The following is a 17,450-nucleotide window of genomic DNA, read 5'->3' as shown; positions in this document are numbered from 1 at the left end:
AGTCGGGGTGTCTGTTGGCGTAGGAGTTATCGTGGGAGTATCCGTGGGCGTGGGTGTGATTGTGGGTGTTTCGGTCGGCGTAGGCGTTATTGTCGGCGTTTCAGTAGGTGTCTCCGTCGGCGTATGAGTCGGGGTGTCCGTTGGATGGTCCGCAAATACATATATGCGGTTATCCAAAGAACCGATGTACACATCCCCATCCGACCCTATGGAGGGGGAGCAATATATGTCGTTTCCAGTTTGATAACTCCACGAGCTATTACCATTGGAGCTGATGCTGTAAATATTGTTGTCATAGGAGCCAACGTACACCTTCCCATCCGAGGCCATGGCTGGAGACGATGTTATATTATCTCCGGTTTGATAGCTCCACGACAAAATCCCATCGGAGCTGATAACATAGATCACGTTGTCGTAGGAACCCACATAAACCCGTCCATCCGACCCTATGGAGGGGGAGCAATATATGTCGTTTCCAGTTTGATAACTCCACGAGCTATTCCCATCGGAGTCTATACTGTAAATGATGTTATCGAGAGAACCTAAATATATTTTCCCTTCAGAACCTATCGAAGTAGAGGAATAGACCCAATCGCCGGTTTCGTAAGACCAGGATAATGAACCATTCAGGTTAACGCTGTATATCCTGTTATCTTTGGAGCCAAAATAGATGCCTCCCGGAGACATGGCAGGGGAAGAGTAGACGTAATCTCCAGTTTGATAGCTCCAGGATAACGAGCCGTCTGATTTAACGCTATACAATATCGAGTCATAAGAGCCGAAATAAATTGCCCCATCCAAATATATTGCGGGCGAGGACTCAACCTTGCCATGGGTTTCATAGCTCCAGGCTAATGAGCCATCTGATTTGATACTGTAGAGACTGTTATCATAAGAGCCGCAATAGATAGCCCTATTTTGGACTATAGCAGGGGAAGAATAAATTGCGGAGCCGCTTTGATAACTCCAGAAGAAAACTCCAACGGAATTGATACTGTAAAGACGACTGTCATCGGAGCCGACATATATCTTGCCATCTGAACCTATGGAGGGCGCGGAGTGTATACCGGAATCTGTTTGATAGCTCCAAAAGAGCGTTCCTGTATCGGAACCATTGTAATCGCTTCTCCCGGTATGCTCAAAATCGTGTCGAAACATTGGCCATGGCGGGCCGCTGACAGTAACCTGCGGGGAAGATCCTATCCGGGTGTATGTTCCTCCGGAGTCCGTTCTTTGGGTCGTAGAGAAAGTCGCAGTACCCGAGTAAGGTTGTACCGTGACTCCGCTCGCGCCGCCATCTTTCCCATATGTCACAGTTATTGTTCCAGTATTTGACAATTCGATCAGCTTTGCCTCAATTGCCTGCCCGTTGAAAACAAGGTCCCCCGGCCCTAACTGAATATTGTCAAACCAGTAATTAGTTAATAAACCTACTGCTGGTAAGGAAAAACCATAGCTTAAAACCGCGTCCCGGCTGGTACCAATGCCGGTTAAATCAAGAGTAACGAAGGTCCAAGTGTTGGCCGAAATAGCCGGCAGACTAATATCTTCTGCTAGGGTGCCTCCCAAACTGGCGCTTTCGGAAACTTGGAACTTGACATCAGCGAGGCTTAGAGCAGCGCTGGTTCTTATCCAAAAGCTCACTTTTGTGTAAGCGCTCCAGTCCTGAGCAGGAGAAAAGTTATAATATATTTTTTTAGCAGTGATTGAGATAACTTGGCTAGCGTTTAAGGAGGCTGATCCTTCGTATTTTGTAGTGCCATCATTGGAAAGAGTAACTCCTGAATCAGCAGTCCAGCTTCCTGAACTAGTATCGCAGGTATCAAGAACACTGGCGATTGTGCCAGTAGTGGAAACAGTGGTGTAGCCAGCAGTTCCAGAAGATCCTTGAGGAGCGCTCCATCCAGAAGGAATGGTAATCTTGATTCCTCCATCATCCAAGTCTTCACTCGCTGTATAAGTGAAAGTAAAAGTCTGGCCGGTAGCACCTGCTGTTGCCGTCGCGGGGTCAACCGCGCAGGTTCCACTGCCGTCTGCCGCAATGGAAGGCCGGGCAATGAGGATGCCTATTAAAGGGAGTAACACCAATGTTCTCATATAGTCCCTTCTGTTCTAGTACCTGTAGTCAAGCAGCCAACGCTTATAATGACTGCTTTAGGCCGCAAGCACTGAACACCCGCGCCTCGCAACTTAATATATCATGATTAGGGGTAACCCGCAACCCGGAATGGCCCGGATAGGTAACGTCAAAAGGTTTATTCAAATAAGATATTCTCTCCATCGCTATTTCGTCCTTATGCTGCACTTCGCTCAGGCAGGTTCTCCGGTATGCTCTTGATATTATTAAAGCGAAGCCGGCCCTGACCAGCCCATCGCTCATTCATGAACTCTATCACCACAAAGAAGATCTTCTCGCAACTGTCCGTGTTTGGGAGATGATTGTCCATGACCCCTGTTCTGCGCCGGAACTCCTTGAACACCCTCTCGATCGGATTTGTCGTCCTGAGCCTCCTCCAGTGCCGTGGATCGAAAAGGAAGAAGGTGAGTAACTCATCCAGATCAGCCTCGATGCACGCGACGGCTTTTGGATAGACCTTCTCCCATGTCGCTTTCCACCGCTTAAACTGCTTCCTCGCCTGCTTCAGACTCTTTGCCTTATAAATCTCCTTCGCCCCACCAAGACAGGCCTCCTCGTCTTTCTTTTTTAGGGTGGTGGCAACGTTCCTGAGCTTATGGACCCAACACCGCTGCCTCAGCACCCGGGGATAGATCCCGTCCAGCGCATTTGCCAACCCCTTGCATCCGTCGATGATGATAAGCTTCAACCTCTTCCCTTTTAACCCTCGCTCGTATAACTGGAACAGAAAACCCTGCCAGTTATCCTCCGATTCGCTCCTCACCGGCATGAAGTCTATGAGCTCCTTGATCCCCGTATAATCCACGCCGTAGGCCACCAGAAGCAGGTATTTCCGCCCTTTCCCATCCAGGCCCTGTACGGTAATCGTTATCCCATCCAGATAAAGGAATACGTACTTGTCCTCCAGTACCCGCCGGTGATAGGTCCGGATCTTCTCCTTCACCCGGTTCGTAATGATGCTCACCGCACCGGCGCTTATCCCTGCCTTCCCTAGGAGGCTCTCCAACCCCTTTGCCATCTTCCGTGTTGATACCCCCACCAGATATAGATTGGCGATGAGATCAAGCAACTGCTTCTCTGATTTCGTATAAAGAGGCAGGATCCTGCTCACATACGTCTGGAGCCGTAACCGCGGCCTCCTGATCTCGATCTCCCCCAGGGACGTCTTGATCCTTATCCTCGAAAACCCTGCACGGTATCCATCCCTGCCATCCTTGTCTCTCTCGTGCCTCTTCAGTCCCAGATGCTCCTTCTGCTCCTCCTGGAGTAGATACTCCACGATCATCTTACCGTGTGCCCTCTGATCCTCCCGTAAGAATCCCCATAGGTCCCGCTCTGCCTCATGCAGCATGAAATCCAGGTCTTGCGCATCTGGATCAAAATCCAGTACACTGTGCCTCGTTCGTAGCATGGTATCCTCTCCTTTCTTTCTTTGCTGATTGAACTGGAGAGGATACCTTTTTTTGTAGCCCCTGTCTCTCTCTTCCCTTGCCTTCCCATACAGGGACCTCTACCACGAATTTGCATAAAAGATTTTACGTCACCATACCTGATTTTCCCCGCTTTTCAGGCTCCACAGGCTCCTTGTTTTTCGCGTGCTCTTAAAGCTTCTAAAAGCCCATTAAAAGGCATAATGCCCGGTGGCTTTGGAAAGCCCCCGCATCACCGTGAGATGGTGCGGGGGGTTCTTTTCTCACCCGGGGAGACACCCTCTCCGGACCCTCTCCGCTTCCACTCCGCTTATGGTAGCCCGAGAAGAGAACATAAACAACCAAGGTCAGGCTGCACTTTGTAGTGTAATTCCATGACCTTTGGTCTCATTGTCCCAAAAGCGGCGCGAATGAAATCGGGGATAATTTCAGGAAGAATAATCGCGGCGGGAAAATACACTAAAGCCTAAACCCATCCTTCTTGACTCGCGCGAATCAAAGAGATATCGCAACATGCAGAATGCTTGACTAAGGCAAATGTGGGGAGGGAGTTGACCGATTGCTGCTTGAAATAGTTAGAGTCGGATCGCCCCATCAAATCAAGCTGCCACCAGCGGAAGTATGAAATGGTCGGGGCGCCCCCGAATTACTTCGGGGGGACCTTCCCGAACGCCTTCGGGACGCGCTGCCCCACCGCACTAGAAACGAGTAACCGTTGTTGCCGCAGTAATGGTCGGGGCGCCGGGATTCGAACCCGGGACCTCTTGCACCCCAAGCAAGCGCGCTTGCCAGACTGCGCTACGCCCCGACAAAACAGTGACAAGTGAATAGTGATGAGTGCTTATAATTAAAATATGAGCTGGAAACAAGTCAGTAAACCACTATAGCGATACTACCATCGCGAGTTACTTAAAGCAATCTGATTTTGCAGTGGGACATGTATCCCTGATGCAGATATACGTGCTGACTTCTCATCATAAGTTATCTACAAGTGCAGCCGCCGAGACTGAAGTGTCGGCTACCGTGTCGGCTGCATGGTTAGCGATATCGGGCAAGTTACACGCCAGCGATGGATCGGAATATGCCGGAAAAGAGGATTGAATTGATCGGGCCGAGAATTGAATAGAGCAACGGAGTGTTAATCAGAAAAAGCAGCAGCCATGGGCCGGACCGCTCAAGGAATGCGCCGCTCCTGAGCGGATCACGGCGAAGGCAATAGGAAACAAACTGGAATCCATCGAGCGGCGGGATCGGGATGAGGTTAAAGAGGCTGAGCCAGATACTAATCGAGCCCATCCGCCAGAGAATATCCACCACCGCCCTGATGGCAATAATCTCATCGCGAAGCGTAATCTTCAACCCCCGCAGGACCAGGGCAGCCACAAGGGCGATGAGGAATCCCGACGCGCATCCCGCGATACTGACGAGCATGTTGTCAATGCGCCTGCGGCGCACGTTGAGCGGGTTGACGGGGACCGGTTTGGCCCATCCGAAAAATCTGAGGCCGCCGGGGAACCGCATGCCGCCTTCTCCCAAAAGGCCAAATATAAGCGGCGAGAGAGGAATGAATACTGTGCCGATCGGGTCAATGTGCGCGCGCGGGTCCAGCGTCAATCTTCCCAGGAGGCGGGCGGTGGGATCGCCGCATCGGTCTGCCGTCCAGGCATGAAAATATTCGTGGACCGAAACGACGAAAAGAAAGATAAGATACCCCGTGATAAAATCAATCATGGATTCGAGGATGCGTTGACCGTGCCCGCGCATGCGTTCTGCTTCGCGGGGATATCATGCGGGGAGAGGGTATCCGCGATCGGTTCCTGTTGGCCTTTCACGCCGCGTACGACTTTCTCGTCAAACTTCTCCACGTGCATGATGCCCTCGTAGAATGCGCTCCCGAGGTAGTGCGTCAAGCCCCACGAAAGTTTTTGAAGCGTGATCCTCACCCCCTCGAGGCCATAATTGACGTTGCTGACCGCTTTGATGTTCTTATCCCTCACCGGATAGAGCAGGCCACGATCCATATCCGAAAATACATGTTCCAGCCACGTGAGAAGCAATGTCGCGCGGTAGGCGGTCCCGCGCCCCGCGAGGCCGGTCACATTAGCGAAAACGGCCGAGGGGACCTCGCCCAGGGTGACTTGCCTGATCTGCAATGCGTGGAACAGTTCTCGGAACCTTTCTTTGGGTATTGAATCGGGGAGTTTGTCATATTCTTCTACCATTTTATCCAGACCCGTGCTGATGGGTTGTTTTTTATCGCCGGGGACGGCGAGGTCAATGATATTATCCAGATCGGTCAGGACTGCCCGGTTGAGGATGCCGAGCACGTCCGCGGCCACATTGTGAATATCCGTCGGATTCTTATAGTCGTGCCCCTTGTACCGCGTATCCGGAGCGAGAGACACCGGCCTCTTCGCGTCCACGCGCCGCTGGTACTCGGTGACGAGGTCGGTGTAATCGAGTTTTTCATCCGCGTACGGGAGACGGGCGAGGATCTCCTTTGCTGAGGCGCCTGTGATGCCGGTTTCTTTCTCACCCTCCCCCTTCAGGAAACCACCCAGGACCTTGCCATCAAAACGGGCCTCGTCAGGCTGTGCGCCGATGAGCGAGAGCACCGTGGGGACGAGATCGGCCCCGCGCACCGCGTCAGTGACGATGATCCCCTTCCGCACATTCGGGCCGGTGACGAAGAACGGGATATGCATCGATTCGTAGTACAGGAACCCATGTCCCCCAGAAGGTTTTTCCGGTTTTTCCAGCGACCAGCCGCGATTGGCGCAGAACACCATGTCAGGAGAATATCGCTGCTCCCGCTCGGCCATATGTCCATCCCAGAACATCTGATTGGCAATCGCCACGACGGAATCAGGATACGGGAGGTACATCGTCTTCTCCAGCCACTCGCGCTCCGGATGATATTCCGTGAGCCAGGAGAGCAAAATGCCCGCCTCCAGGTACCCGAACGGTTCGGACGATTCCGCGGGGGCGTACGCAATTGTACCATCCGCGGTGCAGGTGATATCATGCGCGGGGACATAACGGTACGCGTAGCGGTCTCCTCCGGCGGGCTTCCGCTCTATGACCGCCTGTACGCCATCCTGTCCGAAGACCGCGACGCGGCGTGAGTCGAGCTTGACCAGAATCTGGCCAATGGGGCGATTGGGAATTGCCTCGGGGAAGAGGTTCTCGCCGTGCATATCCCAGGAGAGGAGGCGCTTGATGAGATTAATGTCTTTCACACCGGGCGCGACCGTATAGTGCGTCAGATCATAGAGCGTGTTCCGATCGAGCCATTTCCCGGAATCGACATCTTTATACGGGAGGTACACACGGCTTTCGCCCTCGCCATAATCAATGAACACATAGCCCTTTTTTCTTCTCCCCTTCCTCCAGTACGCGTCGTCATACCAGCGGACGTTACAGCCCATCCCCGAGTCGCCGGCCATCTGCCCGTCGGCTGCGGCATGGGTAATCGGCTTGTAAAAGAAATCGCGGCCAGGGTCGACTTTTTGCAGGATCTCGTGTTCGCCCCCCATGGTGCCATGGTCCGCGAAAAGGATCATATAGGTGCGGTCCCACAGCTTCTTTTTCTTGAGCTCTTCCACGATGCCGCCCACCCATCGATCCATCATGGCGAGCGACTTTCTGCTGCCGCCGAACTGGGCGCGGGGAGAATCATGGCCGCTGGTATCTACGGTGGGGAACCAGAAGTTCATCACGCGCGCATCGGATTGAATGACCTGGCCCTTCGCAAATCGGGCATGTATCTCATCCATATAGTCGGCGGCATTATGGAACTGGAACGGCGGTATGACGGTCGAGGCATCCACCTCATAGCTGTCGGGAGGCGAGTGCGAGAGCACCGGCTGCGCGGAGGTGTAGTACGGCATATCGCGCTCGTACAGGTAGTCCTCGAGGAGAGGGATATCAGCCTTCCTTTTTTCGAGGTACCGCTCATATGCGCGAGGGAAAGGACGAAGCGCTACCTTTTTCGCTTCCACCCCGAGGCGATGCACCCCTGAGGGGCGGTGTTCTTCAGCGGCAACGGGCGGGCCGAATGGCTTCAGGTAGGTGTCGCCTTTCTGGCGCTTCCGGTCAAAATAGTTGTTGCCCTTGACCCCAGAACGGTTGGGAAACACACCCGTGTAGAGCGTGGAATTGCTCGCGAGCGTACTGGAGGGGAAGACGGTGAAGGCATTGATGAAATCCGTTCCCCCATCGAAGAACAGGGATTTTATCGTGGGGAGATGGCCGGCCTCCGCCATTTCGCGCAGGACGTCATACCGCAGGCCATCCACATAGAGGAGCACGACGTTGGCATCCGGTATCGGCTGGCCGGGGGGCAGCTCCCTGGCGCTGAAGACGATGTCGTCTTTCTTCTGAGTGGTTTGCTCAGCTTCGTTGCCCGTCATGATCATGGAAGTGAATGTCCCCTTATTGTCGCTGAAGGTAACATCGTTTATACCGAGGTATAATCTGCCGGCCGCAGCTGCCGCGCCCTGGTATTTCGTGCCGATGTAAAAGGGGGCGCCGTTCTGGCCAATCTTCCCGATGAGGCAGTAGCAGGGCGCCGGGCCCTTGTCGATGACCGGGAGCGGGAATGCCTTGTCCTTCGCTGATTTCTCGCAACGGTAGGTCCCGAGCGGGCTCACATGCCAGTCGTAACCGTCCCTGCCGAGGTACGCCCACTCAGAGATCTCTATCTCCCCTGTGGCGGTAACCCGGAGCGGATCGCCCTCCTTTATGTCCAGTCCCGTATCCACATAAGGCTGGTTGGCGGGGACGGAAACCTTTTGTGCGGCTGTTGCCGGGGTTTCATATGTGCTCGCATAGATCGCTGCCATGCACAGCAGGGCCGGCATCAAATTTCGGTGCATTTGACGTCCTCATCCTCCTCTGAAACAAAGAAATTCTAAACCCTAAACTCGAAACTCTAAATAAATCCAAAATACAAAATCCAAACTTACGAAACAGAGTGAATTTGGTTTTGAGCATTTGGGTTTTGTGTTTGTTTAGGATTTAGGATTTCGGGTTTCTATTTTATTATGCGTTGTGCATCTCCGCTTTTGGGCTTCTCATCATGAGTTCGCGCACCGCCGTTCCCGGGTCCTTTCCGCGGTACAGCACCGCGTATACCTGGTCGGTGATCGGCATCTCCACCTGGTGCCGCAGCGAGAGTTTGCGGGCAGCCTTTGTGGTGAGAATGCCTTCGGCAACCATCTCCATGCTCGCGAGAATCTGTTTTAATTTCTTACCCCTCGCAATCATCTCCCCCACCTTGCGATTCCGGCCGTAGCGGCTGACACAGGTGGTGATCAGATCGCCGATTCCCGCGAGTCCCCAGAAGGTGCTTGCCTTCGCTCCCATGGCGGCCCCGAGGCGGGTGATTTCCACTATCCCTCTCGTGATGAGGGCCGCCTTCGCATTGTCGCCGAATCCAAGGCCGTCACACGCGCCCGCGGCGATGGCGATCACGTTCTTAATGGCGCCGCCGATCTCGACGCCGATGAGGTCGGGATTCGTATACACCCTGAAGCGCTCGGTCATGAGAAGGCGCTGGGCTTCCATGGCGGTCTGTTCATCGGGCGCCGCGACGACCACTGTCGTGGGGCTTCCACAGACAACTTCTTCTGCGTGGCTCGGGCCGGAGAGCGCAGCGACGCGAACGTCATGGATCTCCTCTCTGATGACTTGCGACATCCTCATCAGTGTGGCGATCTCAATCCCTTTCGATCCGCTTATGATGAGCGGGAAGCGATTGTTTCTCTGTCGGGAGAGGAGTGCCCCCACCCTGCGGCATATCCGCCGCATGTGGTGTGAGGGGACCGCGGCAATGATCACCCCCGCGTCATCGACCGCCTCTTCGAGCCGGGCGGTGATGCGAAGGCCGCGAGGAATCGCCACGCCGGGCAAGAATTTCTTATTGATCCTCCGTCTCCTGAGGAACTCGACATACTCCGGGAACGCCCCCCAGAGGGTAACGCCCACGCCCTTTCTGTGGAGGAGGATGGCAAGGGTAGTCCCCCATCCTCCATCGCCCAGAACCGCAACCCGCGGCATCCCAGATTCAGCGCGTTTGTTCATCTGTCCAGTCTCTCAGCCTGCCCGATCTTCCGCTCGGTGCCCGCGATCAGCCTCTTCAGATTACCGCGGTGCTTCAAAGTCAGGGCGAGCGCCAGGAAGAGCGAAAACCAGAAATAGGCCATCGGCTTGTGAAAAAGCAGCATGAAAACAGGCAGGGATAGACCCGCGACAATTGACCCGAGCGAGACATAGCGCGTGAGTGCGACAACTATACCCCATAGCCCTATCGCGGAAAGAGACGCCAGGGGCGCCAGGGCCAGGAACGCGCCGGCGGTGGCGGCGACCCCTTTGCCCCCCTCGAATCTGAGAAAGATCATCCATGTATGGCCCGCGATGACCGCGACGCACGAGAGAATCTGCCAGAACGGGAGATGCGCTGAATCGCCACAGGCCCACGTCGGGAGGAGCGCGACCACCAGATAGCCTTTCAGCACGTCAATTCCCAGCGTTGCAATGCCCGCAGCGGAACCGAGGACGCGCATCACATTGGTCGCTCCGACATTCCCGCTCCCGTAGTCCCGTATGTCAATCCCCCTGACGATGCGCCCCATGATATAGGCCGTAGGAATGGAACCCACGAGATACGCCGCGCCGGCCACTATAAATATTCTGACAAACAGTGAAATCATTCCAGCTCCTCCCGCGCATATTATACAAAATCCTCAAGCCAGGACTAGTAATTTTAAAAATGAGCTACTGTGTATGTTGGCTAAGTTTAAGACGCAATCCTGCAGGATGGGATACAAACAAGAGCAGCGACTGGACGTCAGGCGTACCGACACCAAAATACTGACGTTGCCAGATAATTGGTGGGGCGGGGGCTCAAAGCTCACCCGCGTCCCTCTCTCCGGCGGTTTTTGAACTCCAGGCGGAGGGGAGTCCCCTCAAAACCGAAGGCGCGCCGCAGCTCATTCACCAGGTAGTTCACGTAGGTGCGACCCACCAGCTTTCTTTCGTTCACGAAGAGTTGAAATGTCGGCGGTGCTATGCCGACCTGAGCCGTGTAATAAAACTTGCACCGCTTCCCCGAGTGGGCCGGCGGTTCGTTGCGCTCCCATATGTTGTGGAGCACCCTGTTGAGCACGGGAGTGCCGATCCGCTTCCCCATCTGCTCGCAGACGTAGAATATGGTGTCCAGTGACCGCTCCATCCCCTGCCCCGATTTCGCCGACATGAAGACGAGCGGGACGTAGTTAAAAAAGCGCATCTTCTGCCAGACGTACTCGCGATACCGGCGCGTGTCCGTCTCACGAGCCAGATCCCACTTATTCACGCCGAGGACGCACCCCTTCCCCTGATCGTGGATATACCTGGCCAGCTTCTCGTCCTGCATGCTCACTCCTTCTCCTTCAGTGGCGTCTATCAACATGAGCGCGAGATCGCTGCGCCGGATGCTCCCGCGGGTCCGCGAGAGGCTGAAGAATTCAGCCGGCTCTTTGATCGAGCCCTCACGCCGCACGCCCGCGGTATCGATCAGCGTGACGCTGCGCCCGCTCCTCGAGACCTCTATGTCCACCGAATCCCTCGTGGTGCCGGGAGACTCATCGACGATCATCCGCTCTTCGCGCAGAATTCTGTTCACGTACGAGGATTTTCCGACATTCGGCCTGCCGACGATCGCGATCTTCAATGTCCCGGAGGGCTCATTCTTCCCCTCCCCCATAATCTGCGCGGCGAGGGCATCCATCAGCGCGCCAATGCCCAGGCCATGCGTTGCGGATACCGCTAAGAGATCGGGGAACCCGAGGCGGTGGAAGCTTGAGGCCGCGGACTCCAGCGCCTCGTTATCCGCTTTATTGACTGCCACGATGACCTTCTTCCCCGCGCTCCGAAGCGTGGCGGCGATTTCACTGTCGAGGGGGACAGGCCCGTCTATTGCGTCGGTGACCAGCAGCACCGTGTCGGCCTGCGAGATGGCGAGCTGGGTCTGCCGTTTTGCCATCTCGCGCACGTTGTCAGAGGCATCGAAATCAATCCCGCCGGTATCAATGATCGTGAATTGCCTCCCCCCGTGCGACACGGATGCGGCAATCCGGTCACGAGTGAGGCCGTAGGTTGAATCGACAATTGCTATCCTTTTCCCCGCGAGTCGATTAAAAATGGCTGACTTCCCGACGTTCGGGCGGCCCACAATGGCGACGGTGTGCATAGCAACAGTCCAAGGTTGAAAGTGTAAAGTTTAAAGGTTCTCTTCCATTCTGTGTGGATAAATCTTATATTCCCTCCCCCTGCGAAGGGGGAGGGTGAGGGTGGGGGTGTAAACTGCACTTTCGAGTTCCTGGTTGCGAGTTACTGGAAACCCGCAACTAGAAACTGCCGTACCCCCCACCTTAATCCTCCCCCTCAAGGGGGGAGGAGAATGTACCGCACCCACACAGAACGGATCCGGATTGATGAAACGCGCGGTATCACTATGGCGATGGCGACTGGAGCTGCTGCAGCCCCATGAAGATGTACTCGATCCCCGAGATGAGTGTAAAGACGGCCGCGAGGGAGAGGAGTATCAGGTGGTGCGGCCAGAGCAGCAGAACCCATATCACGGTGAGCATTTGAAAGAGCGTGGTGACCTTACCCGTCACGCTCGGGGCGGGCGTCACCTTCCCCTTGATCATGTGGATCAAGAGGGCCCCCACGACGATGATGAGGTCGCGGCTGATGACGAGGACGGGAAACCAGCCCGGGAGCCTCGCGAGATGCCCCATCGGGAGGCTCATGCAGATCACCGCCGCGTTCAACAGCAGCTTGTCGGCCACAGGATCGAGGAATGAGCCCAGGATCGATTTCTGGGCCCTGAGCCGCGCGATGAGGCCGTCGAGCACATCGCTCGACGCGGCGGCTGCGAACACAATGAGCGCCCCCCAGCGAAAAAAATCGCTTCCCGTTTCCCGATAGCGCAGAAGCAGCGCCACGAAGCAGGGCACGAACAAAATGCGTATAATCGTGATGAAGTTGGGAAGATTCAGCATCCGTTCCCTCCCTGGTGAAAACCCGAAAAAGTTGAGCCGAACCTTTTTTACCACGGATCTTCACGGATTATTACGGATATTCATCGATAAAACCTTTTTTAAAATATTTTTCTGTATTTATCAGTGATTATCCGTGTCAATCCGTGGCTGACTTTTTTCCGCCTCTTCGATCTTTCTCCAGGTGTCGCGCAGCGCCACTGACCGATTGAACACCAGGTGTCCGCGGGTAGAATCCGGATCGACGCAGAAATAGCCCAATCGCTCAAACTGGAACTGAGCGCCCGGCGACGCCCCGGCCATGCCCGGCTCGGCGAAGCATCTGCTGAGTTTTTCACACGAGGCAGAATTCAGGTATGTCCTGTAATCGGCACCTTCCTCAGCGTCCCCGGGATTAGACTTTGTGAATAGGTGGTCATAAAGACGCACCTCCGCCCCGATGGCGTGCGCCGCCGAAAGCCAGTGTATCGTCCCCTTGACCTTGCGGCCGTCGGGGGCGTGCCCTCCCCGGGTGGCCGGGTCATAGGTGCACCGCAATTCCGTCACCTCTCCGGTCCGCTCATCCTTCCCAAATCCCGTGCAGGTGATGAAATAGCCGTACCTCAGCCGCACCTCGCGGCCGGGCGCCAAGCGGTGGTACTTCTTCGGCGGGTGCTCGCGGAAATCGTCCCGCTCGATGTAGAGAACCCGCGAAAACGGTACCCTCCTCGTCCCCAGGGACGGATCCTCGGGGTTGTTGACCGCCTCGAGTTCCTCCACGCGGCCATCGGGATAGTTCTCGATGACCACGCGAAGCGGGCGGAGCACCGCCATCACCCGCGGCGCCCGCTTATTCAGATCTTCCCGCAGGCAGTGCTCGAGAAGTGCGATTTCCACCTGGCTGTCGGTCTTCGCAACGCCGATCCTATCGCAGAAGTCCCTGATCGCCTCGGGGGTGTAGCCGCGTCTGCGAAGCCCTGAGAGAGTGGGCATCCGTGGGTCGTCCCATGCGGAAACACATCCCCCCTCCACCAGCTCCAGGAGCTTCCGCTTGCTCAGCACCGTGTGGCTCAGATTGAGCCGGGCGAACTCGATTTGCTGCGGGTGGTGCGCAACGGACAGCGCGTCAAGAATCCAATCATAGAGCGGTCTGTGATCCTCGAACTCGAGGGTGCAGATGGAGTGCGTGATCCCCTCGATTGAATCCGAGAGGCAATGCGCGAAGTCGTACATGGGGTAGATGCACCACGTGTCCCCTGTCCTTTGGTGCGCCACGTGGCGTATGCGGTAGAGCACGGGGTCTCTCATGTTCAGATTGGGAGAGGCCATATCTATCTTTGCCCGGAGCACATGCGCGCCGTCGGAGAACTCTCCCCGCCGCATGCGCTCGAACAGGTCGAGATTTTCCTCCACCGTGCGCGCGCGGAAGGGGCTCTCCTTCCCAGGCCTGGTGAGCGTTCCGCGGTATTCACGTATCTCCTCCGTGCTCAGGCTGTCCACGTAGGCTTTCCCCCGCTGTATGAGCTGCACTGCGTACTCATAAAGCCTCTCGAAGTAGTCGGAGGCGTAGTAGAGGCGCTTCCCCCAGTCGAAGCCGAGCCACCGGACATCCTGCATGATCGACTCGACGTACTCAACCTCCTCTTTGGCGGGGTTGGTGTCGTCGAAACGGAGATGGCATCTCCCCCCATTCTCCAAGGCGATGCCGAAGTTGAGGCAGATCGACTTCGCATGGCCGATGTGCAGGCAGCCGTTCGGCTCAGGCGGGAACCGTGTCACGACCCGCCCCCCGTGCGTGCACCTTCTCAGGTCCTCCGCGACGATCTCCCGGATGAAATCTCTCGGGGGCACCCCTGCCTGCCCCCGGGCATTTCTCCCGTTGTTATGATCGGGGGTGTTCATGGGATCAGCCATTCTCCCCCTGTGCCGCTATTTTCTCACACTCCCGCAGCGCATCATCGAGGCGCGCGATGACGGACTCCTTTCCCAGGAGCGCCATTGTTTCGAAAATGCCTGCGGTCTCCGTGCGCCCTGTGACCGCGAGCCGCACCGGTTGGATCACTTCGCCGGGCTTGACGCCGCGCGCGGCGATGATCGCGCGCATCTCGTGTTCGATGGTCTCCGGCGTGAATTCCTTGAGCGCTCCCAGGCGGGCGATGATCTCCCTGATCGCCGCCGCAACGCCTTCTTTTCGCAGGTGCTTTTCGAACGCCTTGTCGTTGATATGCACGGTTCGCGTGAAGAAATAATGCGACTTTTCCGCAAGCTCGCGGAGGGTCCTGAACCTTTCCCCCAGAAGCCGGACGACGGCTTCCAGCCGCGGCAGGGCGACCGATTCGGGCGGCACGCCGAATTCCTTGAAATACGGGAGCGCCATCCGCGCGATCTCAGCCGGCGGCAGGAGCTTGAAGTACTGCATATTGAGCCACATGAGCTTCCGCGTGTCGAAGACCGCGCTCTTCTTGCTCACCCGCTCGAGGGAAAAGGCGGCGATGAGCTGATCGAGCGTCATCATCTCGCGGTCGTCCCCCGGGGACCAGCCGAGGAGGGCGAGGAAATTGACAAGCGCCTCGGGCAGTATCCCCTCATCGCGGAACTGGCCCACTGAGGTCGCGCCATGCCGCTTGCTCAACCGGGAGCCATCGGGGCCCATGATGAGGGGGACGTGGGCGAAGAGGGGAGCCGAGAGCCCCAGTGCCCTGTAGAGCACGAGCTGCTTCGGTGTATTGCTCAGGTGGTCGTCCCCCCGGATGATGTGCGTGATCTTCATCTCCGAATCATCAATGACGCACGCGAAATTGTACGTCGGGGTCCCATCTGATTTGATGAGCACGAGATCCCCAACGACTTCAGGAGCGAACTCAACAACGCCGTGAACGAGATCCTCAACGACAATCCGGTCCGTGGGGGCCTTGAGGATGACCGCGGGCCGCGCGCCCTTCTTCTCGTCGGAGAGGTACGCCCTCCCCTCCCGGACGAGGCGGTCTGCGTACTCAATGTGCACGCGCGCCCTCTGCGACTGGAGGATCGGCCCCTCGTCCCAGTTCAGGCCGAGCCACCGGATACTCTCAAGGATCGCGTCAATCGATTCCTGGGTCGATCGCTGGATGTCGGTATCCTCGATGCGCAGGATAAAGACGCCCCCGACGCGCCTCGCGAAAAGCCAGTTGAACAGGGCGGTCCTCGCCCCGCCGATGTGGAGGTAGCCGGTCGGGCTCGGGGCGAAACGCACCCTGATCTGTGATTTATCCGATCTCATGGAACTCGTCATCCACATTAAAAAATAAACCACGGATGAACACGAATAAACACAGTACCACGTGGCGTTCTTACCAATCTGTGTCCATCTGTGTTTATCTGCGGTTCTGTTATTTTATCCAAAGCCGAAGCCGCGCGTGATCCGGCTCCATATCGCATCTGAGGTATGGGAATCGACATAGCGCTTCCCCTCGAGGAGCGCCTGGCGGTTTATCTCGACGAGGTGCTGGCGGTAGCTGGGCAGCAGCTCCTGGACGGCAGCCATGACTGTTGGCAGTCCCACGATGCTGCACTTGGCCAGAAACGCACCGAGGGCAACCATATTCGCCACGCGGGTGTTGCCCAGGCGGTCCGCGATGTTTGTCGCCGCGACTTGAATCACCTCGATATCCTTGCGTTTGGCGAGCCGCGTCACCAGCGACGTGTTGATGATCACCAATCCCTTCTTCGCCACGATCGGCTCAAACTTGATCAGCGAGGGACTGTTCATGATGATCGCGGTAGTGGGTTCCGAAACCACGGGCGAGGGGATTTCCTCGGCGGAGATGATGACATTGCAATAGGCGGTACCGCCGCGCACCTCCGCGCCGTAGGAGGGCATGTAGGTCACATGCCTTTTCTCCATCATGCCGGCGTAGCAGAGGAGCTTGCCCATGAACATGATGCCCTGGCCGCCAAAGCCGGCGATGATTACCCGTTCCTCTTCCAAGTAAATATCCTTTGTTTATTGTCACCACGGAGAAAAGAATCCAAATGAGAGGAGCGGAATCAAACTCCTCGTGGTATCTCTCTGCGCCCTCCGTGTCTCCGTGGTGAAACAGTTACTTTCTCTCAGAAATGTTTTTGAACTGGCCGAGGGGAAAGACTTCGGTCATCCGCTCCTCAATCATCTTCATGGCCACGCGCGGCTCCAAGCCCCAGTAGGTGGGGCAGGGTGAAAGAATCTCAACGAAGCCAAACCCTTTCCCCTCCACCTGCATCTGGAGCGCGGTTTTAATCGCGGCCCTCGCCCTGTAGACGTTCTTCGGTTTGTTGATGGTGCACCGTTCTATGAATTTTACGCTGTCAAACTGCGCAATCAGCTCGGCAACCTTGATAGGGCTCCCCTCTCCCTGGATAGATCGCCCGCGGGGCGATGTCTCCGTCTTCTGACCGATCATCGTCGTGGGGGCCATCTGTCCACCGGTCATTCCGTACACACCGTTATTCACGAAAAAGACAGTGATGTTCTCCCCCCTGTTCGCGGCATGGATGATCTCCGCCATGCCGATCGCAGCCAGATCTCCGTCTCCCTGGTACGTAAAGACGATGAGGTCGGGCCGGGCCCTCTTCATCCCCGTGGCGACCGCGGGCGCCCTCCCGTGAGCCGCCTCGGTCACGTCAAAATTGAAATAGTCGTAGGCGAGCACCGCACATCCCACAGGAGCGATACCCACAACCCTCTCCCTGATGCCCAGCTCATCCACCACCTCGGCGATCAAACGGTGCACGATGCCGTGGCCGCAGCCGCTGCAGTAGTGCGTTTCGACATCCTTTAAACTGTTCGGCCTGGAAAATATCTTTTTCATAATTACTCAATCGATAGCTCGATCTCTTTAG

At 56.2% G+C, this 17,450-nt stretch carries 12 protein-coding genes and 1 tRNA gene; all 13 read right to left on the bottom strand.

The genetic code is table 11. From position 1 onward, the window contains the following. The coding region (locus NTX71_03015; protein MCX6338875.1) for a PQQ-binding-like beta-propeller repeat protein at positions 1 to 2,097 on the bottom strand (2,097 nt) is incomplete at its 3' end. A 197-nt stretch (positions 2,098 to 2,294) separates the two neighbouring features. Continuing rightward, the gene (locus NTX71_03010; GenBank protein ID MCX6338874.1) at positions 2,295 to 3,548 is read right to left on the bottom strand and encodes an IS256 family transposase; all 1,254 of its coding nucleotides are present in this window, start codon (positions 3,546 to 3,548) and stop codon (positions 2,295 to 2,297) included. Positions 3,549 to 4,297: 749 nt separating this feature from the next. After that, positions 4,298 to 4,375, bottom strand: a tRNA-Pro gene (locus NTX71_03005). Between the two features lie 248 nt (positions 4,376 to 4,623). Then, entirely contained in the window at positions 4,624 to 5,331 is a 708-nt protein-coding gene (locus NTX71_03000) for a site-2 protease family protein (protein ID MCX6338873.1), read from the bottom strand. Further along, on the bottom strand, positions 5,295 to 8,444 hold the full coding sequence (locus NTX71_02995; GenBank protein ID MCX6338872.1) for an alkaline phosphatase family protein: 3,150 nt from the start codon (positions 8,442 to 8,444) through the stop codon (positions 5,295 to 5,297). Before NTX71_02995 ends, NTX71_03000 begins: the two co-directional genes overlap by 37 nt. A 166-nt stretch (positions 8,445 to 8,610) precedes the next feature. Continuing rightward, positions 8,611 to 9,651: an NAD(P)-dependent glycerol-3-phosphate dehydrogenase gene (locus NTX71_02990; GenBank protein MCX6338871.1), complete on the bottom strand. Its 1,041-nt coding sequence runs from the start codon at positions 9,649 to 9,651 to the stop codon at positions 8,611 to 8,613. Next, positions 9,648 to 10,280, bottom strand: coding sequence for a glycerol-3-phosphate 1-O-acyltransferase PlsY (gene plsY / locus NTX71_02985; GenBank protein MCX6338870.1), 633 nt, complete (start codon positions 10,278 to 10,280; stop codon positions 9,648 to 9,650). Before plsY ends, NTX71_02990 begins: the two co-directional genes overlap by 4 nt. Positions 10,281 to 10,480: 200 nt before the next feature. After that, positions 10,481 to 11,800 carry a ribosome biogenesis GTPase Der gene (gene der / locus NTX71_02980; protein ID MCX6338869.1) on the bottom strand — a complete coding sequence of 440 codons (1,320 nt, stop codon included), beginning with the start codon at positions 11,798 to 11,800 and terminating at the stop codon, positions 10,481 to 10,483. Positions 11,801 to 12,062: 262 nt separating this feature from the next. After that, positions 12,063 to 12,617 (bottom strand): CDP-diacylglycerol--glycerol-3-phosphate 3-phosphatidyltransferase, encoded by a 555-nt coding sequence (pgsA, locus tag NTX71_02975; protein MCX6338868.1) that lies wholly within the window; start codon positions 12,615 to 12,617, stop codon positions 12,063 to 12,065. 120 nt (positions 12,618 to 12,737) lie between these two features. Further along, positions 12,738 to 14,495, bottom strand: a complete 1,758-nt coding sequence (locus NTX71_02970) for a glutamine--tRNA ligase/YqeY domain fusion protein (protein ID MCX6338867.1) — start codon at positions 14,493 to 14,495, stop codon at positions 12,738 to 12,740. A 4-nt stretch (positions 14,496 to 14,499) separates the two neighbouring features. Continuing rightward, positions 14,500 to 15,852 (bottom strand): glutamate--tRNA ligase, encoded by a 1,353-nt coding sequence (gene gltX, locus NTX71_02965; protein ID MCX6338866.1) that lies wholly within the window; start codon positions 15,850 to 15,852, stop codon positions 14,500 to 14,502. A 114-nt stretch (positions 15,853 to 15,966) separates the two neighbouring features. Then, a complete protein-coding gene (locus tag NTX71_02960) occupies positions 15,967 to 16,560 on the bottom strand; it encodes a 2-oxoacid:acceptor oxidoreductase family protein (protein MCX6338865.1) in 594 nt (197 codons plus the stop codon). 112 nt (positions 16,561 to 16,672) lie between these two features. Then, positions 16,673 to 17,419, bottom strand: a complete 747-nt coding sequence (locus tag NTX71_02955) for a thiamine pyrophosphate-dependent enzyme (protein ID MCX6338864.1) — start codon at positions 17,417 to 17,419, stop codon at positions 16,673 to 16,675. Positions 17,420 to 17,450: the final 31 nt, after the last annotated feature.

This window comes from Candidatus Auribacterota bacterium, from assembly GCA_026392035.1.
Taxonomy (GTDB): domain Bacteria; phylum Auribacterota; class Tritonobacteria; order UBA1439; family UBA1439; genus JAPLCX01.
Note: the sequence above shows the minus strand (reverse complement) of the source record. Positions and strands in the feature narration are given on the sequence as shown.

Coding starts and splice junctions, on each gene's coding strand:
- gltX (MCX6338866.1), bottom strand. CDS start 15,852: ATGAGATCGGATAAATCACAGATCAGGGTGCGTTTCGCCCCGAGCCCG.
- NTX71_02970 (MCX6338867.1), bottom strand. CDS start 14,495: ATGAACACCCCCGATCATAACAACGGGAGAAATGCCCGGGGGCAGGCA.
- pgsA (MCX6338868.1), bottom strand. CDS start 12,617: ATGCTGAATCTTCCCAACTTCATCACGATTATACGCATTTTGTTCGTG.
- NTX71_03010 (MCX6338874.1), bottom strand. CDS start 3,548: ATGCTACGAACGAGGCACAGTGTACTGGATTTTGATCCAGATGCGCAA.
- der (MCX6338869.1), bottom strand. CDS start 11,800: ATGCACACCGTCGCCATTGTGGGCCGCCCGAACGTCGGGAAGTCAGCC.
- NTX71_02990 (MCX6338871.1), bottom strand. CDS start 9,651: ATGAACAAACGCGCTGAATCTGGGATGCCGCGGGTTGCGGTTCTGGGC.
- plsY (MCX6338870.1), bottom strand. CDS start 10,280: ATGATTTCACTGTTTGTCAGAATATTTATAGTGGCCGGCGCGGCGTAT.
- NTX71_02995 (MCX6338872.1), bottom strand. CDS start 8,444: ATGCACCGAAATTTGATGCCGGCCCTGCTGTGCATGGCAGCGATCTAT.
- NTX71_02955 (MCX6338864.1), bottom strand. CDS start 17,419: ATGAAAAAGATATTTTCCAGGCCGAACAGTTTAAAGGATGTCGAAACG.
- NTX71_03000 (MCX6338873.1), bottom strand. CDS start 5,331: ATGCGCGGGCACGGTCAACGCATCCTCGAATCCATGATTGATTTTATC.